General features: G+C 50.6%; 24 protein-coding genes and 2 pseudogenes. 15 read left to right on the top strand and 11 right to left on the bottom strand.

The features are described from left to right. Positions 1 to 79 precede the first annotated feature (79 nt). The 3 genes from pdxH to anmK all read right to left on the bottom strand — a co-directional run bounded on the left by pdxH (position 80) and on the right by anmK (position 2,331). Entirely contained in the window at positions 80 to 736 is a 657-nt protein-coding gene (gene pdxH / locus EAS44_RS12555; RefSeq protein ID WP_001282316.1) for a pyridoxamine 5'-phosphate oxidase, read from the bottom strand. 58 nt (positions 737 to 794) lie between these two features. Next, a complete protein-coding gene (gene mliC / locus EAS44_RS12550; protein ID WP_000061979.1) occupies positions 795 to 1,124 on the bottom strand; it encodes a C-type lysozyme inhibitor in 330 nt (109 codons plus the stop codon). A gap of 97 nt (positions 1,125 to 1,221) precedes the next feature. Further along, positions 1,222 to 2,331: an anhydro-N-acetylmuramic acid kinase gene (anmK, locus tag EAS44_RS12545; protein ID WP_000835051.1), complete on the bottom strand. Its 1,110-nt coding sequence runs from the start codon at positions 2,329 to 2,331 to the stop codon at positions 1,222 to 1,224. 273 nt (positions 2,332 to 2,604) lie between these two features. On the opposite strand from anmK, the gene slyB reads away from it, so the two are divergent. Continuing rightward, a complete protein-coding gene (slyB, locus tag EAS44_RS12540) occupies positions 2,605 to 3,072 on the top strand; it encodes an outer membrane lipoprotein SlyB (protein WP_000597201.1) in 468 nt (155 codons plus the stop codon). 46 nt (positions 3,073 to 3,118) lie between these two features. On the opposite strand, the gene slyA is transcribed toward slyB, so the two are convergent. Further along, entirely contained in the window at positions 3,119 to 3,553 is a 435-nt protein-coding gene (gene slyA, locus EAS44_RS12535; RefSeq protein WP_000445640.1) for a transcriptional regulator SlyA, read from the bottom strand. Between the two features lie 200 nt (positions 3,554 to 3,753). Between slyA and ydhI the strand changes: the two genes are divergently transcribed. From ydhI to ydhK, 3 genes are read left to right on the top strand one after another with little or no spacing between them, the layout of a single operon-like run. Then, positions 3,754 to 3,990, top strand: coding sequence for a DUF1656 domain-containing protein (gene ydhI / locus EAS44_RS12530; RefSeq protein WP_000670994.1), 237 nt, complete (start codon positions 3,754 to 3,756; stop codon positions 3,988 to 3,990). A 2-nt stretch (positions 3,991 to 3,992) separates the two neighbouring features. After that, a complete protein-coding gene (gene ydhJ / locus EAS44_RS12525) occupies positions 3,993 to 4,850 on the top strand; it encodes an HlyD family secretion protein (RefSeq protein WP_001332125.1) in 858 nt (285 codons plus the stop codon). Next, positions 4,850 to 6,862 carry an FUSC family protein gene (ydhK, locus tag EAS44_RS12520; protein WP_000994323.1) on the top strand — a complete coding sequence of 671 codons (2,013 nt, stop codon included), beginning with the start codon at positions 4,850 to 4,852 and terminating at the stop codon, positions 6,860 to 6,862. The genes ydhJ and ydhK overlap by 1 nt, the downstream gene beginning before the upstream one ends. Here ydhK and sodC read toward each other — a convergent pair whose 3' ends face one another. From sodC to ydhL, 3 genes are all read right to left on the bottom strand, one after another. Beyond that, the gene (gene sodC / locus EAS44_RS12515) at positions 6,863 to 7,384 is read right to left on the bottom strand and encodes a superoxide dismutase [Cu-Zn] SodC (RefSeq protein ID WP_001350654.1); all 522 of its coding nucleotides are present in this window, start codon (positions 7,382 to 7,384) and stop codon (positions 6,863 to 6,865) included. Positions 7,385 to 7,464: 80 nt separating this feature from the next. After that, positions 7,465 to 8,361 carry an aldo/keto reductase gene (gene ydhF / locus EAS44_RS12510; protein WP_000250643.1) on the bottom strand — a complete coding sequence of 299 codons (897 nt, stop codon included), beginning with the start codon at positions 8,359 to 8,361 and terminating at the stop codon, positions 7,465 to 7,467. Positions 8,362 to 8,409: 48 nt separating this feature from the next. Further along, a complete protein-coding gene (gene ydhL, locus EAS44_RS12505) occupies positions 8,410 to 8,649 on the bottom strand; it encodes a DUF1289 domain-containing protein (protein WP_001332123.1) in 240 nt (79 codons plus the stop codon). Positions 8,650 to 8,751: 102 nt separating this feature from the next. On the opposite strand from ydhL, the gene nemR reads away from it, so the two are divergent. From nemR to EAS44_RS25875, 6 genes and pseudogenes are all read left to right on the top strand, one after another. After that, positions 8,752 to 9,351, top strand: a complete 600-nt coding sequence (gene nemR, locus EAS44_RS12500; protein ID WP_001032936.1) for a DNA-binding transcriptional regulator NemR — start codon at positions 8,752 to 8,754, stop codon at positions 9,349 to 9,351. A gap of 36 nt (positions 9,352 to 9,387) precedes the next feature. Further along, complete coding sequence (gene nemA / locus EAS44_RS12495) at positions 9,388 to 10,485, top strand: N-ethylmaleimide reductase (protein ID WP_000093606.1); 1,098 nt, start codon at positions 9,388 to 9,390, stop codon at positions 10,483 to 10,485. An 80-nt stretch (positions 10,486 to 10,565) separates the two neighbouring features. Beyond that, entirely contained in the window at positions 10,566 to 10,973 is a 408-nt protein-coding gene (gene gloA, locus EAS44_RS12490) for a lactoylglutathione lyase (RefSeq protein ID WP_001237802.1), read from the top strand. 102 nt (positions 10,974 to 11,075) lie between these two features. After that, a complete protein-coding gene (gene rnt / locus EAS44_RS12485) occupies positions 11,076 to 11,723 on the top strand; it encodes a ribonuclease T (protein WP_001282281.1) in 648 nt (215 codons plus the stop codon). A gap of 92 nt (positions 11,724 to 11,815) precedes the next feature. Beyond that, a pseudogene (locus EAS44_RS25765) lies at positions 11,816 to 11,926 on the top strand (endonuclease); the annotation flags it as partial. After that, positions 11,919 to 12,044: pseudogene (locus tag EAS44_RS25875) on the top strand (ATP-dependent helicase); the annotation flags it as partial. The pseudogenes EAS44_RS25765 and EAS44_RS25875, both read left to right, overlap by 8 nt. A 50-nt stretch (positions 12,045 to 12,094) precedes the next feature. Here the strand turns inward: EAS44_RS25875 and grxD are convergent. Continuing rightward, on the bottom strand, positions 12,095 to 12,442 hold the full coding sequence (gene grxD, locus EAS44_RS12470; RefSeq protein ID WP_000108172.1) for a monothiol glutaredoxin 4: 348 nt from the start codon (positions 12,440 to 12,442) through the stop codon (positions 12,095 to 12,097). A gap of 334 nt (positions 12,443 to 12,776) precedes the next feature. Between grxD and mepH the strand changes: the two genes are divergently transcribed. Continuing rightward, entirely contained in the window at positions 12,777 to 13,592 is an 816-nt protein-coding gene (gene mepH / locus EAS44_RS12465; RefSeq protein WP_000101200.1) for a peptidoglycan DD-endopeptidase MepH, read from the top strand. Positions 13,593 to 13,719: 127 nt separating this feature from the next. Beyond that, positions 13,720 to 14,301, top strand: coding sequence for a superoxide dismutase [Fe] (gene sodB / locus EAS44_RS12460; protein ID WP_000007283.1), 582 nt, complete (start codon positions 13,720 to 13,722; stop codon positions 14,299 to 14,301). A gap of 145 nt (positions 14,302 to 14,446) precedes the next feature. On the opposite strand, the gene ydhP is transcribed toward sodB, so the two are convergent. Both ydhP and cydH read right to left on the bottom strand, forming a co-directional pair. Further along, positions 14,447 to 15,616, bottom strand: a complete 1,170-nt coding sequence (gene ydhP / locus EAS44_RS12455; protein ID WP_000701049.1) for an MFS transporter — start codon at positions 15,614 to 15,616, stop codon at positions 14,447 to 14,449. Positions 15,617 to 15,781: 165 nt separating this feature from the next. After that, entirely contained in the window at positions 15,782 to 15,871 is a 90-nt protein-coding gene (gene cydH / locus EAS44_RS12450; protein ID WP_000102278.1) for a cytochrome bd-I accessory subunit CydH, read from the bottom strand. Positions 15,872 to 16,169: 298 nt separating this feature from the next. Here cydH and purR point away from each other — a divergent pair, with 298 nt between their 5' ends. Further along, a complete protein-coding gene (gene purR / locus EAS44_RS12445) occupies positions 16,170 to 17,195 on the top strand; it encodes an HTH-type transcriptional repressor PurR (RefSeq protein WP_000190985.1) in 1,026 nt (341 codons plus the stop codon). Here the strand turns inward: purR and punR are convergent. Continuing rightward, positions 17,192 to 18,124 (bottom strand): DNA-binding transcriptional activator PunR, encoded by a 933-nt coding sequence (punR, locus tag EAS44_RS12440; protein ID WP_000269493.1) that lies wholly within the window; start codon positions 18,122 to 18,124, stop codon positions 17,192 to 17,194. The two genes, purR and punR, sit on opposite strands and share 4 nt — an antisense overlap. A 112-nt stretch (positions 18,125 to 18,236) precedes the next feature. Between punR and punC the strand changes: the two genes are divergently transcribed. After that, the gene (punC, locus tag EAS44_RS12435) at positions 18,237 to 19,448 is read left to right on the top strand and encodes a purine nucleoside transporter PunC (RefSeq protein ID WP_001182336.1); all 1,212 of its coding nucleotides are present in this window, start codon (positions 18,237 to 18,239) and stop codon (positions 19,446 to 19,448) included. A gap of 290 nt (positions 19,449 to 19,738) precedes the next feature. After that, positions 19,739 to 20,887, top strand: a complete 1,149-nt coding sequence (gene cfa, locus EAS44_RS12430) for a cyclopropane fatty acyl phospholipid synthase (RefSeq protein ID WP_000098896.1) — start codon at positions 19,739 to 19,741, stop codon at positions 20,885 to 20,887. Positions 20,888 to 20,919: the final 32 nt, after the last annotated feature.

Genomic DNA, 20,919 nt, shown 5'->3' with positions numbered 1-20,919 from the left:
TCGCCAGATGCGAAAGAGACATAGAATAAAGTGCCAGAATCAGGAGTACCAGCGATTAAAGCAAGATTTTTGCATCTTTTCAGGGTGCAAGACGATCAATCTTCCACGCATCATTTTCACGCTGGTACAAAAAGCGGTCATGCAGGCGATGCTCACCGCCCTGCCAGAACTCAATCTGTTCAAGGCTGACGCGAAAACCGCCCCAAAAACTTGGCAATGGCACTTCGCCCTGTTGAAACTTCTGCTTCAGCTCCAGGAATTTACTTTCAAGGATACCGCGGGCAGAAATGCGACTGGACTGCTTCGAAACCCATGCACCAATCTGGCTATCACGCGGGCGGCTATGAAAATATTTCATCACTTCGAGAGTCGAAAGTCGTTCCGCTTTACCGATCACCATCACCTGGCGTTCAAGGGTATGCCACGGGAACAGCAGGCTAACGCGCGGATTATTTTCGATTTGATGTGCTTTACGGCTGCCGAGGTTGGTGTAAAACACCATGCCTTTTTCGTCGTAATGTTTGAGTAAAACGATGCGCTGATAAGGCTGATCATGTTCATCCACGGTAGCGACCACCATCGCGGTAGGGTCAGCCAGTTTGGCTTCACAAGCCTGAGAGAGCCAACGTTCAAAAAGGGTTAATGGATCGGCGGGTAGATCGCGGCGGCGTAACCCGCCTTTGGTGTATTCACGGCGCAGATGCGCGATTTGCTGCAATTCGTCGTTATCAGACATGGTTTTCTTTACGGATTGTCAGTGGGTGACGCTATTGTGCGCCGCCCCTGGAAAAATCTCAACGCTGCGGATTTTGTAACTGACAGTTACTCAAGACGATGCGATCGCGTTTATAGACAGTCGCTTCCTCGCCTTTCGACCAGAAAACATAGATTCCGTCGGTGTAACGTGCACCAGATGCTGAAATGCCCTGTTTGAGATGCAGCAGTTGATTATCGTAAACAAAACTGACTTCCTGGCGCGGATTATTCAGTTTGACCGTCAACGGTTTTTCATCACACTGGTATTCAAGCGTATCGGTTTGCATGCGCTCAACCAGTTGATTGAACGAGCTACAGCCGGTGAGAAGCACCGGCAAACAGATCAGTAACAGTTTTTTCATAGACATATCCCGAAGACTTTCCTGGTCTGGAGGGCAATACGCCCTCCCTAACGTTCCAAGTGTAACGGCAGACGCGGTAAGAAAAATTCAGTTAACTCTGATATCACGGGTTAGCGGGGAAAATAGCCCCCAGTACCGTCTCCTGGCTTGCGCCAGTGACGGAAGGCAGATTTCCTGGTAATCCCGCCAGCGTTCGCCAGGCAAGCCAGGCGAACGCCAATGCTTCCATGTCATCGCCACTAATGCCAACGGCATCGGTGGTGGTGACTTCTGTGCCTGGCAGTAATGCCGCCAGACGCGCCATGAGTAGCGGATTACGACCACCTCCACCACATACCATCAATCGTTCGCAGCCACCGCTCAACAAAACTTGTTCAGAAATGGTCACGGCGGTGAGTTCTGCCAGTGTGGCCTGCACATCACGGGGATCAACCCCCGGAAAATGGCGCAAATGGCGCTCCAGCCAGCCGTAGTTAAAGTATTCGCGTCCGGTGCTTTTCGGTGCGGGTTGCGAGAAATATGGGTCGCTGAGCATATTTTGCAGCAGTGGGAGAATAACTTTACCCGCCCGTGCCCACTCGGCATCTTTATCGTAAGGTTTACCGGCCTGACGCCAGATCCAGGCATCCATCAGCATGTTACCAGGACCGGTATCGTAGCCCCCAACCGGCTGGCCAGGAATGAGCAGTGACAGATTGGCGATGCCGCCAATATTGAGCACCATTCGTCGCTCGGTTGGGTGAGCCAGCAGCGCATGATGGAACGCAGGTACCAGCGGTGCACCGTGTCCTCCCAAGGCAATATCGCGACGGCGAAAATCACCGACAACCGTAATTCCGGTGCGCGCAACAATTTGATTGTTATCGCCAATCTGTAAAGTGTGTGGTGCCACGCCCGTCGGTTCATGCCAGACGGTTTGACCGTGACAGCCGATCGCAACGATATCTCTCGCCTGCAGGTTTTGTTCCTTAAGCAAGGCATTGACCGCATCAGCAAAAAGTCGCCCGAGTTGAGTATCAAGCTGTCCAAACTGCGAAAGTGTAAGCTGCTGGCCCTGGCAAATATCCAGTACAGCCTGTTTCAGAGACACCGGGATCGGCCAGCTCAAACTTGCCAGCTGTGCGACCCGGTGTTCATCAATTGTCGCCAACACAACATCAACACCATCAAGGCTGGTGCCTGACATAACGCCAATAAAGCGGCCCGATTTCATAGTTCATCCTTTTTCAATCTGACGTTTGCGCACCACTCAAACATAAACTTTTCGTGAATACCATGCGGAATGACCAATTTTTACCGTTGGTAGTAAAACATTATCTTCAAATCAATAATCATCATGAATATTTTGTTTATAATTGGTTGATCCTACTTTCATTATGATTTGCTCATATTTGGTAGAACATGTAACCATGGATTCACATATGCCATATACTTTGACCATGAGGGATGCTTGCGTGGCGTTTCATGGTGAACAGGAGATTTTTCAATGATTAAACGCGTATTGGTTGTTTCAATGGTAGGTCTGTCTCTTGTCGGTTGTGTTAATAACGACACCCTGTCAGGGGATGTTTATACCGCTTCTGAAGCGAAACAAGTACAGAATGTCAGCTATGGCACCATCGTTAATGTACGTCAGGTACAGATTCAGGGCGGTGATGATTCCAACGTTATTGGCGCAATTGGCGGTGCTGTACTTGGTGGTTTCCTGGGAAATACTATTGGTGGCGGAACCGGGCGTTCTCTGGCTACTGCAGCAGGGGCTGTTGCAGGTGGTGTAGCCGGTCAGGGCGTACAGAGTGCAATGAACAAAACGCAGGGTGTCGAGCTGGAAATTCGTAAAGATGATGGCAACACCATCATGGTGGTACAGAAACAAGGGAACACTCATTTCTCTCCAGGCCAACGTGTCGTACTGGCCAGCAATGGCAGTCAGGTGACCGTTTCCCCGCGCTAAATAAGTTTGCGTGTGGTCAGGTTACTGACCACACGCCCCCTTCATTTCACCCTTTGGCCTGTAACTCAATGATATTATGCTCAAGTTTTGCGATGAGCTTAATCAGTTGTTCCAGTTCCTCTGCGGAGATGCCATGTAAAATTTCCGCGCGGGTTTTGTTAATAACAGCCTCCATTTCGCTGATCAGTGGCTCTGCCTTTTCCGTCAGTTTAATACGTTTAGCCCGACGATCGCTGGCACAAGTTTGACGCGAAATTAACCCTTTTTCTTCCAGTTGGTCCAGCGTACGGACCAGTGATGGCTGCTCGATGCCAATCGCTTTTGCCAGTTGAATTTGCGACTGGTCTGGAGGTAACTGATGGATATTGTGTAACGTAACCCAATGGGTTTGTGTTAACTCCAGCGGTTTCAGGCGATGGTCTATCAGAGCACGCCATATGCGCACCAACCGTGCCAGATCAGAACCTAGTGGCGATTCCAATTTCATCTCCTTATAATTAGCTTGCTAAGATATTATGCGGCTTTTAGAATAGTGTGCAGCAATTGTATTGCTAAAACAAATGTATTGCTGCATTTGGTTACCGTCAGACATATTTTTCAGAAATTGCGCGTAAATTTTTCGCACTTAAAGAATATTTATTAATCTAACGCAATATATTCTGTCGTAAAGGAATCTACTTTGTGAAGTTTATGCTCAATGCAACAGGATTGCCCTTACAAGATCTGGTGTTCGGTGCGTCCGTCTACTTTCCTCCGTTTTTCAAAGCATTCGCATTTGGATTCGTCATCTGGCTTGTCATACACCGCCTGCTTCGAGGCTGGATCTACGCCGGTGACATCTGGCATCCCTTGTTAATGGATTTATCGCTGTTTGCGATTTGCGTTTGCCTTGCTCTGGCAATACTGATTGCGTGGTAACTATGTCAATTAAAACAATTAAGTATTTCTCAACAATCATTGTAGCGGTAGTTGCGGTTCTTGCCGGATGGTGGCTGTGGAATTATTACATGCAATCTCCGTGGACACGCGACGGGAAAATACGCGCAGAACAGGTTTCTATCACCCCACAGGTGTCGGGACGTATTATTGAGCTGAATATAAAAGACAACCAGCTGGTTAACGCGGGGGATCTTCTGCTCACGATCGATAAAACGCCCTTTCAGATCGCCGAGCTGAACGCACAGGCTCAGCTGGCGAAAGCGCAATCTGGCCTCGCAAAAGCCAATAACGAAGCGAATCGTCGTCGTCATCTCTCACAAAATTTTATTTCTGCCGAAGAACTCGATACCGCTAACCTCAATGTTAAAGCGATGCAGGCCAGCGTTGATGCCGCACAGGCGACGCTGAAACAGGCACAATGGCAACTGGCGCAAACGGAAATTCGCGCCCCGGTGAGTGGATGGGTGACTAATCTCACTACCCGCATCGGCGACTACGCTGACACCGGGAAACCGCTGTTTGCCCTTGTCGACAGCCACTCGTTTTACGTCATTGGTTATTTTGAAGAAACCAAGTTGCGCCATATCCGCGAAGGTGCACCAGCACAAATTACCCTCTATAGTGATAACAAAACGTTACAGGGTCACGTGTCCAGTATCGGTCGGGCGATTTATGATCAGAGCGTTGAAAGTGACTCAAGCCTTATTCCGGATGTGAAACCTAACGTCCCCTGGGTTCGCCTCGCCCAACGCGTTCCCGTCCGCTTTACGCTGGATAAAGTCCCAGGCGATGTCACGCTGGTGTCGGGCACCACCTGTAGCATTGCCGTAGGTCAATAATGAACGCATCGTCATGGTCCTTGCGCAATTTGCCCTGGTTCAGGGCCACGCTGGCGCAATGGCGTTATGCGTTACGCAATACCATTGCCATGTGTCTGGCGCTGACGGTTGCCTATTATTTGAATCTTGATGAGCCCTATTGGGCGATGACCTCGGCTGCGGTGGTTAGCTTTCCCACCGTTGGCGGTGTCATCAGCAAAAGCCTCGGACGCATCGCTGGCAGTTTGCTCGGAGCCATTGCGGCACTGCTTCTTGCCGGACATACGCTCAATGAGCCGTGGTTTTTTCTATTGAGCATGTCGGCGTGGCTTGGCTTTTGTACCTGGGCCTGTGCGCACTTCACGAATAACGTCGCGTATGCATTTCAACTGGCGGGCTACACGGCTGCCATCATCGCCTTTCCGATGGTTAATATTACTGAGGCCAGCCAGCTGTGGGATATCGCTCAGGCGCGTGTTTGCGAGGTGATAGTCGGTATTTTGTGCGGCGGCATGATGATGATGATCCTGCCGAGCAGTTCCGATGCTACAGCCCTTTTAACCGCATTGAAAAACATGCACGCCCGATTACTGGAACATGCCAGTTTACTCTGGCAGCCTGAAACAACCGATGCCATTCGTGCAGCACATGAAGGGGTGATTGGGCAGATACTGACCATGAATTTGCTGCGTATCCAGGCTTTCTGGAGCCACTATCGTTTTCGCCAGCAAAACGCGCGCCTTAATGCGCTACTCCACCAGCAATTACGTATGACCAGTGTCATCTCCAGCCTGCGACGTATGTTGCTCAACTGGCCCTCACCGCCAGATGCCACGCGAGAAATTCTCGAACAGCTGCTGACGGCGCTCGCCAGTTCGCAAACAGATGTTTACACCGTCGCACGTATTATCTCCCCGCTACGCCCGACCAACGTCGCCGACTACCGGCACGTCGCCTTCTGGCAGCGACTACGTTATTTTTGCCGCCTTTATCTGCAAAGTAGTCAGGAATTACATCGTCTGCAAAGCGGTGTAGATGATCGTGCCAGACTCCCACGGACATCCGGCCTGGCTCGTCATACCGATAACGCCGAAGCTATGTGGAGCGGGCTGCGTACATTTTGTACGTTGATGATGATTGGCGCATGGAGTATTGCTTCGCAATGGGATGCCGGTGCCAATGCTTTAACGCTGGCAGCAATTAGCTGCGTACTCTACTCCGCCGTCGCGGCACCGTTTAAGTCGTTGTCACTGCTGATGCGCACGCTGGTGTTACTTTCGCTATTCAGCTTTGTGGTCAAATTTGGCCTGATGGTGCAGATTAGCGATCTGTGGCAATTTTTACTGTTTCTCTTTCCACTGCTGGCGACAATGCAGCTTCTTAAATTGCAGATGCCCAAATTTGCCGCACTGTGGGGGCAACTGATTGTTTTTATGGGTTCGTTTATCGCTGTCACTAATCCCCCGGTGTATGATTTTGCTGATTTTCTTAACGATAATCTGGCAAAAATTGTTGGCGTCGCGTTGGCGTGGTTAGCGTTCGCCATTCTGCGTCCAGGATCGGATGCTCGTAAAAGCCGCCGCCATATTCGCGCGCTACGCCGGGATTTTGTCGATCAACTAAGCCGCCATCCAACACTGAGTGAAAGCGAATTTGAATCGCTCACTTATCATCACGTCAGTCAGTTGAGTAACAGCCAGGATGCGCTGGCTCGCCGTTGGTTATTACGCTGGGGTGTAGTGTTGCTGAACTGTTCTCATGTTGTCTGGCAATTGCGCGACTGGGAATCGCGTTCCGATCCGTTATCGCGAGTACGGGATAACTGTATTTCACTGTTGCGGGGAGTGATGAGTGAGCGTGGCGTTCAGCAAAAATCACTGGCGGCCACACTTGAAGAATTACAGCGAATTTGCGACAGCCTTGCCCGTCATCATCAACCTGCCGCCCGAGAACTGGCGGCAATTGTCTGGCGGCTGTACTGCTCGCTTTCGCAACTTGAGCAAGCACCGCCGCAAGGTACGCTGGCTTCTTAATTACTTAATTACACCACAGGCATAGCGTTCACCGCCACCGCCCAGCGGTTTGGGTTGATCGGACATATTATCGCCGCCAACGTGGACCATCAGCGCTTTGTCTTTGACTTCATCCAGTGATTTCAGACGAGGCGCGATGACGGCATCGGTCGCCTTGCCGTCATTATTGACTACCAGTGCAGGCAGATCGCCTAAATGCCCGGCACCTTCTGGCCCTTCATGTTTACCGGTATTTTGTGGATCAAGATGCCCGCCTGCGGATTCTGCGGCGCTGGCTTTGCCATCTTTGGTGGCTGGCTGGCAGCTTCCTTTGGCATGAATATGGAAGCCATGTTCACCGGGAGGTAATGCTTTCAGATCGGGCGAAAACTCCAGACCTTTATCGGTTTCAGTAATGGTGACGCTACCAATTAACTGCCCAACCCCTTGCGACGTGACGAGGTTCATCTCGACTTTTTCACTGGCAGCTTGTGCGCCGGTCGCAACAACCAGCGCCAGAATGGCCAGACTAAAACGTTTCATAGGACCTCCGTTCATTGTGCATTCCTGAATAAGTGTAAACCAGTGACACATTTTTGAACGGCGGCTATTCCTAAAAGTGCTTACGGTACGTCGTAACCTAGTGCCGCTTTACGGATACGGAACCATTGTTGACGGGTCATTTTCAGTGTTTCTGCTTCGACTGCTGCCCGTACGCGCTCAATTTTACCTGAGCCGATAATTGGCAGCGGCTGCGACGGTAAACGTAATACCCAGGCGTAAACTACCTGTTCAATCGAGCCCGCGTTTAACTCCTCTGCCACCACAGCCAGTTCATCACGTAGCGGCTGGAAATAATCATCATTAAACAGACGACCACCACCAAGGCAGGACCACGCCATCGGACGAACACGCAGTTGTTGCAGTTGGTCGAGCGTGCCATCCAGCAGTAACGGCTGATGCACCGGGGATATTTCCACCTGATTAGTGGCAAGGGTAAATGGCAGGCGTGATTGCAACAGCGCAAATTGCGCAGGTGTAAAGTTCGATACACCAAAATGACGCACTTTGCCGCTCTGATGCAGATGTTTAAAGGCGTCCGCCACTTCATCGGCATCCATTAACGGGTCTGGTCGGTGGATTAACAGCAGATCCAGATGATCGGTCGCGAGATTAATTAGCGACTGTTCGGCGCTCTTAATGATGTGATCGCGGTCAGTGATGTAATGGCCAATGACGTTTTCTTCACACGCGGTCGTCGCGATACCGCATTTACTGACGATTTCCATCCGTTCACGCAGGTGAGGTGCCAGTTTCAGCGCCTCACCAAACGCCGCTTCGCACTGATAGCCACCATAAATATCAGCATGGTCCACGGTGGTCACGCCTAGATCCAGATGCTCTTCAATAAAACTGACCAACTGGCGGGCGGACATATTCCAGTCCATCAATCGCCAGTAGCCCATCACAAAACGGGAAAACTCCGGGCCTTGCGGCGCAATAGTAATACGCTGAACCATAATTGCTTCCTCTTATCAGATATGAGAGGAGTATACGCAAGATTAGGCTCAAAAGAGTGATGGTTGCTCAGGTTCGTCTGATGGCGCTGACTTATTTACACGTAATTTGCGCATTAATCGCTGCCGACAAAGGCGCAACACTTCTTGTTTTTCGCCATCGCTCATCTTATTCCAGTTAAAACGCTCATCCCGGCTACGAAAACAGCCGCGACAAAATCCGCGTTCGTCAGACTGGCAAATTCCCCGGCACGGGCTCTGGACGGGAAAGAACTCTAATTGCTCCGCCACCTCGCCCTCCTCAGATAAGATTATTACCATTATTGAAGCTGTTAATGTCCAAAGTAGCAACTTTGCTTGCACTAGACCGACTGGTCTACTACACTCCAACGCATGAACAAACACACCGAACATGATACTCGCGAACATCTCCTGGCGACGGGCGAGCAACTTTGCCTGCAACGTGGATTCACCGGGATGGGGCTAAGCGAACTCCTAAAAACCGCTGAAGTGCCGAAAGGGTCCTTCTATCACTACTTTCGTTCTAAAGAAGCGTTTGGCGTTGCTATGCTTGAGCGCCATTACGCCGCATATCACCAGCGACTGACTGAGTTGCTGCAATCCGGCGAAGGTAACTACCGCGACCGCATACTGGCTTATTACCAGCAAACACTGAACCAGTTTTGCCAACATGGAACCATCAGTGGTTGCCTGACAGTAAAACTCTCTGCCGAAGTGTGCGATCTGTCAGAAGATATGCGCAGCGCAATGGATAAAGGGGCTCGCGGCGTGATCGCCCTGCTCTCTCAGGCGCTGGAAAATGGCCGTGAGAACCATTGTTTAACCTTTTGTGGCGAACCGCTGCAACAGGCACAAGTGCTTTACGCACTGTGGCTTGGCGCGAATCTGCAGGCCAAAATTTCGCGCAGTTTCGAGCCACTGGAAAACGCGCTGGCCCATGTAAAAAACATTATTGCGACGCCTGCCGTTTAGCAGGCATTTTTTATCACCAGACGACCGGGAGCCTTTATGTCATCTGAAAAACTGTATTCCCCACTGAAAGTGGGCGCGATCACGGCGGCAAATCGTATTTTTATGGCACCGCTGACGCGTCTGCGCAGTATCGAACCGGGTGACATCCCTACCCCGTTGATGGCGGAATACTATCGCCAACGTGCCAGTGCCGGTTTGATTATTAGCGAAGCCACGCAAATTTCTGCCCAGGCAAAAGGATACGCAGGTGCACCTGGCATCCATAGCCCGGAACAAATTGCCGCATGGAAAAAAATTACCGCTGGCGTTCATGCTGAAAATGGTCATATGGCCGTACAGCTGTGGCACACCGGACGCATTTCTCACGCCAGCCTGCAACCTGGCGGTCAGGCACCGGTAGCGCCTTCAGCACTTAGCGCGGGAACACGTACTTCTCTGCGCGATGAAAATGGTCAGGCGATCCGTGTTGAAACATCCATGCCGCGTGCGCTTGAACTGGGAGAGATTCCGGGTATCGTCAATGATTTCCGTCAGGCCATTGCTAACGCGCGTGAAGCCGGTTTTGATCTGGTAGAGCTCCACTCTGCTCACGGTTATTTGCTGCATCAGTTCCTTTCCCCTTCTTCAAACCATCGTACCGATCAGTACGGCGGCAGCGTGGAAAATCGCGCGCGTCTGGTGCTGGAAGTGGTCAATGCCGGGATTGAAGAATGGGGTGCCGATCGCATTGGCATTCGCATTTCGCCAATCGGTACTTTCCAGAACACGGATAACGGCCCGAATGAAGAAGCCGATGCACTGTATCTGATTGAACAACTGGGTAAACGCGGCATTGCTTATCTTCATATGTCAGAACCAGATTGGGCGGGAGGTGAACCATATACTGATGCGTTTCGCGAAAAAGTACGCGCCCGTTTCCACGGTCCGATTATCGGCGCAGGTGCATACACAGTAGAAAAAGCTGAAACGCTGATCGGCAAAGGGTTAATTGATGCGGTAGCATTTGGTCGTGACTGGATTGCGAACCCGGATCTGGTCGCCCGCTTGCAGCGCAAAGCTGAGCTTAACCCACAGCGTGCCGAAAGTTTTTATGGTGGCGGTGCTGAAGGTTACACTGATTACCCGACGCTGTAATCCAACATTGCGAGCGGCGCAAAGCCGCCGCTATACTAAAACAACTTTTTGAATCTGTTAGCCATTTTGAGGATATAAAGATGCGTCTTCTTCATACCATGCTGCGCGTTGGCGATCTGCAACGCTCCATCGATTTTTATACCAACGTGCTGGGCATGAAACTGCTGCGTACCAGCGAAAACCCGGAATACAAATACTCACTGGCGTTTGTTGGTTACGGCCCGGAAACCGAAGAAGCAGTGATTGAACTGACCTACAACTGGGGCGTGGATAAATACGAACTCGGCACTGCTTATGGTCACATCGCGCTTAGCGTAGATAACGCCGCTGAAGCGTGCGAAAAAATCCGTCAAAACGGGGGTAACGTAACCCGTGAAGCGGGTCCGGTAAAAGGCGGTACTACGGTTATCGCATTTGTGGAAGATCCGGACGGTTACAAAATTGAATTAATCGAAGAGAAAGACGCCGGTCGCGGTCTGGGCAACTAATCTCCTGCCGGGCGTGAACTCATCGCGCCCGCATCTTTACTGCATCGACAAGTAATATTTGTCATAATGCGCGCTGCAATTTATCCGTATTAAGAGAATCAGATGTCCGATAACGCTCAACTTACCGGTCTGTGCGACCGTTTTCGTGGTTTTTATCCTGTTGTGATCGATGTTGAAACAGCCGGATTTAACGCCAAAACCGATGCGCTGCTTGAGATTGCCGCCATCACCCTGAAAATGGATGAACAAGGCTGGCTGATGCCGGACACCACATTACATTTCCACGTCGAACCATTTGTCGGCGCAAATTTGCAACCAGAGGCCCTTGCCTTCAATGGCATTGATCCGAACGATCCCGATCGCGGCGCGGTCAGCGAGTACGAGGCGCTGCACGAAATTTTTAAAGTTGTACGTAAAGGTATTAAAGCGAGCGGCTGTAACCGCGCCATTATGGTGGCGCACAACGCCAATTTCGATCACAGCTTTATGATGGCCGCCGCAGAACGCGCCTCACTGAAACGTAACCCGTTCCACCCTTTCGCCACTTTTGACACTGCTGCACTGGCCGGGCTGGCACTCGGACAAACCGTATTGTCAAAGGCTTGCCAGACCGCTGGCATGGACTTCGACAGCACCCAGGCGCACTCCGCGCTGTACGACACCGAACGCACTGCTGTGCTGTTTTGTGAAATCGTCAACCGCTGGAAACGTCTGGGAGGCTGGCCGCTGCCTGCCGCCGAAGAGGTGTAATCGAGTCGATGCCTGATGACATGCAATGAATCAGGCATCTATAGTGAGGCTATTCTACGCATCATGCATGTTATTCACGGGGAATAGCGTTAATGGCAAATAATCCAAACCCTTCATCGCCCCTGCCGGACGTGTTTTCACCGGCGACCCGCGACTGGTTTCTTCGCGCCTTTAAACAGCCGACAGCTGTCCAGTCGCGAACCACGGCTGCGCTTTACGCTAACAGAAGTGAATGACCTACCGGTCCGGCAAACGCCGATGTTTACGCGGTTACGTGAGGCGGGATTTTCAAGTTCGCCACAAGGGCTGGATTGGGGATAGAGAAAGGACTGACGGATGCCCGTTCGCATCCGTCAGTATTGCAGGACGGATTATTCCGCGTCCGGCTCTTCAGACTTGTATTTAGCGGCAGTTTCTTTGATCAGCTGCTGCAGTTCACCACGCTGATACATTTCGATCACGATATCACAACCGCCCACCAGCTCGCCGTCAACCCACAGTTGCGGGAAGGTCGGCCAGTTCGCATATTTCGGCAGTTCCGCACGAATGTCCGGATTCTGCAGAATATCAACATAGGCAAAACGTTCGCCACATGCGGCAAGCGCCTGAACTGCCTGGGCAGAGAAACCGCAGCTCGGCAGTTTCGGTGAACCTTTCATGTACAGCAGGATCGGGTTTTCAGCAATCTGGCGTTGGATTTTTTCGATAGTGGTGCTCATTGTCTTGCTTCCTCAAACTTCTTTACGGCAGTAATCTGACATTGTAGCGGGTCAGTGCGGCATCGGAAAATAACATTTTCATCACGCTTTTGCTATTTTATCCCTTTGCTCTATTTGTTGCATTTCAAATATTCGTTTCTTCCCTGATGCACGGCAAACTGGCGTATTTATAACCATTTTTAGCTTTCACTGCTGCATTTTTTTGCGCTCGCCGACGAAACGTATTTTTTAACAATAAAAGCTATTAACTTTCTCTTCTTCTATGCATTAGAATCATCAAGTTTTGTAAATCAGACGCAGGCATGATAGACCTGCCTTAACAGAGGGACGCTCAGTGGCGCGGATAAACCGTATTTCGATCACGCTCTGTGCTTTACTTTTTACCACCCTGCCTTTAACGCCTATGGCCCATGCTTCAAAGCAAGCCAGGGAGAGTTCTGCTACTACTCATATCACCAAAAAAGCAGATAAAAAGAAAAGCACGGCAACCACCAAAAAGACCCAGAAAACAGCGAAAAAAGCCGCCAGTAAAAGTACGACCAAAAGCAAAACCGCTTCTTCCGTTAAAAAATCTTCCATTACCGCTTCTAAAAACGCCAAAACTCGCAGCAAACACACCGTCAATAAAACGGCCTCAGCCAACTTTACCGAAAAGTGTACCAAACGTAAGGGCTATAAATCGCATTGTGTGAAAGTCAAAAATGCCGCGTCAGGAACCCTTGCCGACGCGCACAAAGCGAAGGTGCAAAAAGCCACAAAAGTGGCAATGAATAAACTGATGCAGCAAATTGGTAAGCCATATCGTTGGGGTGGCAGTTCACCGCGTACCGGTTTTGATTGCAGCGGTCTGGTTTATTACGCTTATAAAGATTTGGTGAAAATTCGTATTCCGCGTACGGCGAATGAAATGTATCACCTGCGCGATGCAGCGCCAATCGAACGTAGTGAACTGAAAAACGGCGACCTGGTCTTCTTCCGTACTCAGGGACGCGGTACAGCCGATCATGTCGGCGTGTATGTCGGCAACGGCAAATTTATTCAGTCACCGCGCACGGGCCGGGAAATTCAAATCACTTCTCTCAGTGAAGACTACTGGCAGCGCCACTATGTTGGCGCTCGCCGGGTAATGACCCCAAAAACACTTCGCTAAAACTTTACCCTGTTGTTACGGCAACAGGGTAAGTTCATCTTTTGTCTCACCTTTTAATTTGCTACCCTATCCATACGCACAATAAGGCTATTGTACGTATGCAAATTAATAATAAAGGAGAGTAGCAATGTCATTCGAATTACCTGCACTACCATATGCTAAAGATGCTCTGGCACCGCACATTTCTGCGGAAACCATCGAGTATCACTACGGCAAGCATCATCAGACTTATGTCACTAACCTGAACAACCTGATCAAAGGTACCGCGTTTGAAGGTAAATCACTGGAAGAGATTATTCGCAGCTCTGAAGGTGGCGTATTCAACAACGCAGCTCAGGTCTGGAACCATACTTTCTACTGGAACTGCCTGGCACCGAACGCGGGTGGCGAACCGACTGGAAAAGTCGCTGAAGCTATCGCCGCATCTTTTGGCAGCTTTGCCGATTTCAAAGCTCAGTTTACTGATGCAGCGATCAAAAACTTTGGTTCTGGCTGGACCTGGCTGGTGAAAAACAGCGATGGCAAACTGGCTATCGTTTCAACCTCTAACGCGGGTACTCCACTGACCACCGATGCGACTCCGCTGCTGACCGTTGATGTCTGGGAACACGCTTATTACATCGACTATCGCAATGCACGTCCTGGCTATCTGGAGCACTTCTGGGCGCTGGTGAACTGGGAATTCGTAGCGAAAAATCTCGCTGCATAATAACTGATGGCAAATGCAACATTATCTGATGCGCTTCGCTTACCATGCCAACGCGGATGAGGCGTTAACAGCGCATTCGGCAAGATAAATCGCACATTGCCAGCAACTGTAACGCAGAAGGTTATCCTTCTGCGTTTTTGTTTAATTAGCTGTTGGCAACGCAAACTGTTTCAGGTTGTTTTCTGACTGACATAAACACCAGCAATAATGCCAGTCCCGCGACAATCGCCCCCATCACCGGCACAAAACTGTATCCCAGCCCAGCGGAAATTACCGCACCACCAGCAGCTGCTCCCAGCGCATTTCCAAGATTAAAGGCACCAATATTGACTGATGAAGACAGACCTGGCGCTTCACTGGCGACACGCATCACGCGCATCTGTAACGGCGGTACGACCGCAAAGGTTGCAGCTCCCCACACTACCATGCTAATAGCTGCGCCGAACTCATTGCGGGCCAGGAACGGGATTACCAGCATAATCACCATCAGCAACAACAAAAAGCCTTTCAACGTGCCGTTAACTGAACGATCTGCCAGTTTGCCGCCGAGATAGTTACCGATAGAAAATCCGACACCAATCAGCACCAGCATTGCCGTGACGAACACCGGCGTTACGTGGGTAATACTTTGCAGTACCGGAGAGATATAGGTGTAGAGGGTAAACATTGCACCAGCGCCCAGTACCGTCGTCAGCAATGCAGACAGCACCTGCGGACGCATTAATACCGCCAGCTCTTTTTTCACTTCAGGTCGCGCCCCTGCGCCACCTTTAGGTAATGAGAAGAACAGACTTACCATTGAAATCACGCCCAGCCCCGCTGTTGCCAGAAATGACATCCGCCAGCCGATGGTTTCGCCCAACCAGGTCGCCGCCGGCACGCCACCGATATTTGCCAGGGTTAACCCCATAAACATAGTGGCAACTGCGCTAGCCTGTTTATGTTTTGGCACTACGCTTGCGGCCACGACTGAACCCAAACCAAAAAATGCCCCGTGATTCAGGCTGGTCAAAATGCGTGAAAGCATCAGGGTCATATAATCCGGCGCGATGGCGGAAAGTACGTTGCCAAGCGTGAAAATCGCCATCAGGAAAATCAACGCACTGCGGCGGGCACGATGAGAAAGTAGAAGCGTCATCAGCGGCGCGCCAACCATTACGCCAACTGCATAAGCACTGATTAACATTCCGGCAGCGGGAATCGAGACATCCACACCGCGCGCAATGACGGGCAACAAGCCCATTGGCGAGAACTCCGTTGTCCCGATACCAAACGCGCCAATCGCCAGCGCCAGCAACGGATAGTTAATTTTCATGCCTTATCTCCACCTCTTAGCGTCATTACGCGATATTCATTAAAGTGGCGAAAGCATGACAGTAATCACAAAAAAATGAAAATAACAAAAAGAGAAAACACTTTTGCCATTTTGCTAACAAACAGGAAGGAGATGCGAGGGAGAACGCGCTCCCTCGAGAGGAAATCAGTGCAGCGCGGCAGTCAAACCCACGGCCACGATCAAACCGAGGACGATAATCGTTGTTACCAGTGAAAATTTAAGGTCGGTGCTCATCAAGTTTTCTCCTTTTTTATTACCACACAAAAAGTGATATTACGCATTTTTACACACTGTGATGAAAAAATCTCCCGTCATTTATAATGATAAGTGTTTTTACTACTTCCCCTTTTCGTCAAGATCGGCCAAAATTCCACGCTTACATTATTTGCGTACTGGCCATTGACCCCTTCCTGACGCTCCGTGTCGTTTTTCCGGCGTACCGCAACATTTTTGTTGTGCGTAAGGTGTGTAAAGGCAAACGTTTACCTTGCGAATTTGCAGGAGCTGAAGTTAGGGTCTGGAGTGAAATGGAATGGCAACAATAAAAGATGTAGCGAAACGAGCAAACGTTTCCACTACAACTGTGTCACACGTGATCAACAAAACACGTTTCGTCGCTGAAGAAACGCGCAATGCCGTGTGGGCAGCAATCAAAGAATTACACTACTCCCCTAGCGCGGTGGCGCGTAGCCTGAAGGTTAACCACACCAAGTCTATCGGTTTGCTGGCGACCAGCAGCGAAGCGGCCTATTTTGCCGAGATCATTGAAGCGGTCGAAAAAAATTGCTTCCAGAAAGGTTACACCCTGATTCTGGGCAATGCGTGGAACAATCTTGAGAAACAGCGGGCTTATCTGTCGATGATGGCGCAAAAACGCGTCGATGGTCTGCTGGTGATGTGTTCTGAGTACCCAGAGCCGTTGCTGGCGATGCTGGAAGAGTATCGCCATATCCCAATGGTGGTGATGGACTGGGGTGAAGCAAAAGCTGACTTCACCGATGCGGTCATTGATAACGCATTCGAAGGCGGCTACATGGCCGGGCGTTATCTGATTGAACGCGGTCATCGCGAAATCGGCGTTATCCCTGGCCCGCTGGAACGTAACACCGGCGCAGGCCGCCTTGCCGGTTTTATGAAGGCGATGGAAGAAGCGATGATCAAAGTGCCGGAAAGCTGGATTGTGCAGGGTGACTTTGAACCTGAATCCGGTTATCGCGCCATGCAGCAAATCCTGTCGCAGTCGCATCGCCCTACTGCCGTCTTCTGTGGTGGCGATATCATGGCAATGGGCGCACTTTGTGCTGCTGATGAAATGGGTCTGCGCGTGCCGCAGGATGTTTCGCTGATCGGTTATGATAACGTGCGCAACGCCCGCTATTTTACGCCGGCGCTGACCACGATCCATCAGCCAAAAGATTCGCTGGGCGAAACAGCGTTCAACATGCTGTTGGATCGTATCGTCAACAAACGTGAAGAACCGCAGTCCATTGAAGTGCATCCGCGGTTGATTGAACGCCGCTCCGTGGCTGACGGCCCGTTCCGCGACTATCGTCGTTAATCACCCGTTGCGGGAGTCTCTTCCGGCTCCCGCAGCCACTCCTTATTCAGCGTCTCACTATCGCCGAGATACTCAAGCAACCAGGTTAACGCAGGCGACATATCATTTTGCTGCCATGTCAGACAACATGCCGAATCCGGGAAGGGATTTTCCAGTTCTAGTGCTACCCACTTCCCCTCATTAAGCCACGGTTTGGCGAAATGTGTTGGCACCATCCCTATGCATAATCCTGCCGAGATACAGGTTGCCGATGATTCCCAGTCAGGCACGACAAGTCTTTTTTGGTTATCCAGCAACCAGGTAATACGTTTAGGTAGCGTTCGCGAGGTGTCTTCGCGCACCAATGACGGCCAGTTGCGCAACGTATCATCGCTGAACGGGCCATCCATCAACGCCAGCGGGTGGTGGCTGGCAACAACGCAACTCCAGCTTAACATCCCCATATCCCGGAAGGCATAACGACCGCCTACCGGAATCGCGCGTGTTGCGCCAATCGCCAGTTCCACGCGCCCGTCGGAAAGTGCATCCCAGACACCGTTGAACACTTCCTGAAAGACAAGAAGTTCGACATCATCAAAATGGCGATAAAAATCAACGATCATCTGCCGTGTTCGCTCTGGCCTGACAATATTATCCACTGCGATAGCTAACTGACCGCGCCAGCCGTTCGCTATCTGCTGACATTGCTGGCGGGTGATCTGCATTTTTTTGACAACAGAGCGTCCTTCTTTGAGAAACCACGCCCCGGCAGCGGTCAGTTCCACATCACGGTGACGTCGTTCAAAAAGCGGCACCGCCAGCCACTCTTCCAGCTGACGCACGGTATAGCTGACCGCAGAAGGGACGCGATGCAACTCCTGGGCTGCGGCGCTAAAACTACCATTACGCGCTACCGCATCAACAACTTCCAGAGAATATTCTGACCACATAGTCTGCCTGCAAAATTTTTGAAACCAATCATCAAATATTACCGTTTCACAACACTAATTTCACTCCCTACACTTTGCGGCGGTGTTTAATTGAGAGATTTAGAGAAAATACATGCAACCTGGGAAAAGATTTTTAGTCTGGCTGGCGGGTTTGAGCGTACTCGGTTTTCTGGCAACCGATATGTATCTGCCTGCTTTCGCCGCCATACAGGCCGACCTGCAAACGCCTGCGTCTGCTGTCAGTGCCAGCCTTAGTCTGTTCCTTGCCGGTTTTGCCGCAGCCCAGCTTCTGTGGGGGCCACTCTCCGACCGTTATGGTCGTAAACCGGTGTTATTCATCGGCCTGACAATTTTTGCGTTAGGTAGTCTGGGGATGCTGTGGGTAGAAAACGCCGCCACGCTGCTGATATTGCGTTTTGTACAGGCTGTGGGTGTCTGCGCCGCGGCGGTTATCTGGCAAGCATTAGTGACAGATTATTATCCTTCACAGAAAGTTAACCGTATTTTTGCGACCATCATGCCGCTGGTGGGTCTGTCTCCGGCACTGGCTCCTCTGTTAGGAAGCTGGCTGCTGGTCCATTTTTCCTGGCAGGCGATTTTCGCCACCCTGTTTGCCATTACCGTGGTGCTGATTCTGCCTATTTTCTGGCTCAAACCCACGACGAAGGCCCGTAACAATAGTCAGGATGGTCTGACCTTTACCGACCTGCTACGTTCTAAAACCTATCGCGGCAACGTGCTGATATACGCGGCCTGTTCAGCCAGTTTTTTTGCATGGCTGACCGGTTCACCGTTCATCCTTAGTGAAATGGGTTACAGCCCGGCAGTTATTGGTTTAAGTTACGTCCCGCAAACTATCGCGTTTCTGATTGGTGGTTATGGCTGTCGCGCCGCGCTGCAGAAATGGCAAGGCAAGCAGTTATTACCGTGGTTGCTGGTACTGTTTGCTGTCAGCGTCATTGCGACCTGGGCTGCGGGCTTCATTAGCCATGTGTCGCTGGTCGAAATCCTGATCCCATTCTGTGTGATGGCGATTGCCAACGGTGCGATCTACCCGATTGTTGTCGCCCAAGCGCTGCGTCCCTTCCCACATGCAACCGGTCGCGCCGCAGCGTTGCAGAACACTCTGCAACTGGGTCTGTGCTTCCTCGCAAGTCTGGTAGTTTCCTGGCTTATCAGTATCAGCACGCCATTGCTCACCACCACCAGCGTGATGTTATCAACAGTAGTGCTGGTCGCTCTGGGTTACATGATGCAACGTTGTGAAGAAGTTGGCTGCCAGAATCATGGCAATGCCGAAGTCGCTCATAGCGAATCACACTGATCTATATCGATATACTTATACTTAGGCTGCTAACAAAATTTTGTTGTATGATTGAAATTAGCGGCCTATACTAATTTCGAGTTGTTAAAACTACGATAAATATTATGTTATTACGGGGACAGGATCGTTCCCGACTCACTATGGATGGTCATTTCGGCAAGGGTTCCTCCTTTCCCTCTGTTCTACGTCGGATTATAGACTCGCGGTTTTTTCTGCGAGATTTCTCACAAAGCCCAAAAAGCGTCTACGCTGTTTTAAGGTTCTGATCACCGACCAGTGATGGAGAAACTATGAGTTCATCGTGTATAGAAGAAGTCAGTGTACCGGATGACAACTGGTACCGTATCGCCAACGAATTACTTAGCCGTGCCGGTATAGCCATTAACGGTTCTGCCCCGGCGGATATTCGTGTCAAAAACCCCGATTTTTTTAAACGCGTTCTGCAGGAAGGATCGTTGGGGTTAGGCGAAAGTTATATGGATGGCTGGTGGGAATGTGACCGACTGGATATGTTTTTTAGCAAAGTCTTACGCGCAGGTCTCGAGAACCAACTCCCCCATCATTTCAAAGACACGCTGCGTATTGCCGGCGCTCGTCTCTTCAATCTGCAGAGTAAAAAACGTGCCTGGATAGTCGGCAAAGAGCATTACGATTTGGGTAATGACTTGTTCAGCCGCATGCTTGATCCCTTCATGCAATATTCCTGCGCTTACTGGAAAGATGCCGATAATCTGGAATCTGCCCAGCAGGCGAAGCTCAAAATGATTTGTGAAAAATTGCAGTTAAAACCAGGGATGCGCGTACTGGATATTGGCTGCGGCTGGGGCGGACTGGCGCACTACATGGCATCTAATTATGACGTAAGCGTGGTTGGCGTCACCATTTCTGCCGAACAGCAAAAAATGGCTCAGGAACGCTGTGAAGGCCTGGATGTCACCATTTTGCTGCAAGATTATCGTGACCTGAACGACCAGTTTGATCGTATTGTTTCTGTGGGGATGTTCGAGCACGTCGGACCGAAAAATTACGATACCTATTTTGCGGTGGTGGATCGTAATTTGAAACCGGAAGGCATATTCCTGCTCCATACTATCGGTTCGAAAAAAACCGATCTGAATGTTGATCCCTGGATTAATAAATATATTTTTCCGAACGGTTGCCTGCCCTCTGTACGCCAGATTGCTCAGTCCAGCGAACCCCACTTTGTGATGGAAGACTGGCATAACTTCGGTGCTGATTACGATACTACGTTGATGGCGTGGTATGAACGATTCCTCGCCGCATGGCCAGAAATTGCGGATAACTACAGTGAACGCTTTAAACGGATGTTTACCTATTATCTGAATGCCTGTGCAGGTGCTTTCCGCGCCCGTGATATTCAGCTCTGGCAGGTCGTGTTCTCACGCGGTGTTGAAAACGGCCTTCGAGTGGCTCGCTAAAGGCTATTCTATCGCCCCCTCTCCGGGGGCGA

It is taken from the genome of Escherichia coli DSM 30083 = JCM 1649 = ATCC 11775 (genome assembly GCF_003697165.2).
Classification (GTDB): Bacteria; Pseudomonadota; Gammaproteobacteria; order Enterobacterales; family Enterobacteriaceae; genus Escherichia; species Escherichia coli.
This window is presented reverse-complemented; position numbering and strand designations above follow the sequence as displayed.

Coding starts and splice junctions, on each gene's coding strand:
- cydH (WP_000102278.1), bottom strand. CDS start 15,871: ATGAGCACCGACCTTAAATTTTCACTGGTAACAACGATTATCGTCCTC.
- mliC (WP_000061979.1), bottom strand. CDS start 1,124: ATGTCTATGAAAAAACTGTTACTGATCTGTTTGCCGGTGCTTCTCACC.
- gloA (WP_001237802.1), top strand. CDS start 10,566: ATGCGTCTTCTTCATACCATGCTGCGCGTTGGCGATCTGCAACGCTCC.
- cfa (WP_000098896.1), top strand. CDS start 19,739: ATGAGTTCATCGTGTATAGAAGAAGTCAGTGTACCGGATGACAACTGG.
- nemR (WP_001032936.1), top strand. CDS start 8,752: ATGAACAAACACACCGAACATGATACTCGCGAACATCTCCTGGCGACG.
- ydhJ (WP_001332125.1), top strand. CDS start 3,993: ATGTCAATTAAAACAATTAAGTATTTCTCAACAATCATTGTAGCGGTA.
- purR (WP_000190985.1), top strand. CDS start 16,170: ATGGCAACAATAAAAGATGTAGCGAAACGAGCAAACGTTTCCACTACA.
- ydhP (WP_000701049.1), bottom strand. CDS start 15,616: ATGAAAATTAACTATCCGTTGCTGGCGCTGGCGATTGGCGCGTTTGGT.
- ydhF (WP_000250643.1), bottom strand. CDS start 8,361: ATGGTTCAGCGTATTACTATTGCGCCGCAAGGCCCGGAGTTTTCCCGT.
- slyB (WP_000597201.1), top strand. CDS start 2,605: ATGATTAAACGCGTATTGGTTGTTTCAATGGTAGGTCTGTCTCTTGTC.
- ydhK (WP_000994323.1), top strand. CDS start 4,850: ATGAACGCATCGTCATGGTCCTTGCGCAATTTGCCCTGGTTCAGGGCC.
- sodB (WP_000007283.1), top strand. CDS start 13,720: ATGTCATTCGAATTACCTGCACTACCATATGCTAAAGATGCTCTGGCA.
- rnt (WP_001282281.1), top strand. CDS start 11,076: ATGTCCGATAACGCTCAACTTACCGGTCTGTGCGACCGTTTTCGTGGT.
- nemA (WP_000093606.1), top strand. CDS start 9,388: ATGTCATCTGAAAAACTGTATTCCCCACTGAAAGTGGGCGCGATCACG.
- anmK (WP_000835051.1), bottom strand. CDS start 2,331: ATGAAATCGGGCCGCTTTATTGGCGTTATGTCAGGCACCAGCCTTGAT.
- punC (WP_001182336.1), top strand. CDS start 18,237: ATGCAACCTGGGAAAAGATTTTTAGTCTGGCTGGCGGGTTTGAGCGTA.
- punR (WP_000269493.1), bottom strand. CDS start 18,124: ATGTGGTCAGAATATTCTCTGGAAGTTGTTGATGCGGTAGCGCGTAAT.
- grxD (WP_000108172.1), bottom strand. CDS start 12,442: ATGAGCACCACTATCGAAAAAATCCAACGCCAGATTGCTGAAAACCCG.
- pdxH (WP_001282316.1), bottom strand. CDS start 736: ATGTCTGATAACGACGAATTGCAGCAAATCGCGCATCTGCGCCGTGAA.
- sodC (WP_001350654.1), bottom strand. CDS start 7,384: ATGAAACGTTTTAGTCTGGCCATTCTGGCGCTGGTTGTTGCGACCGGC.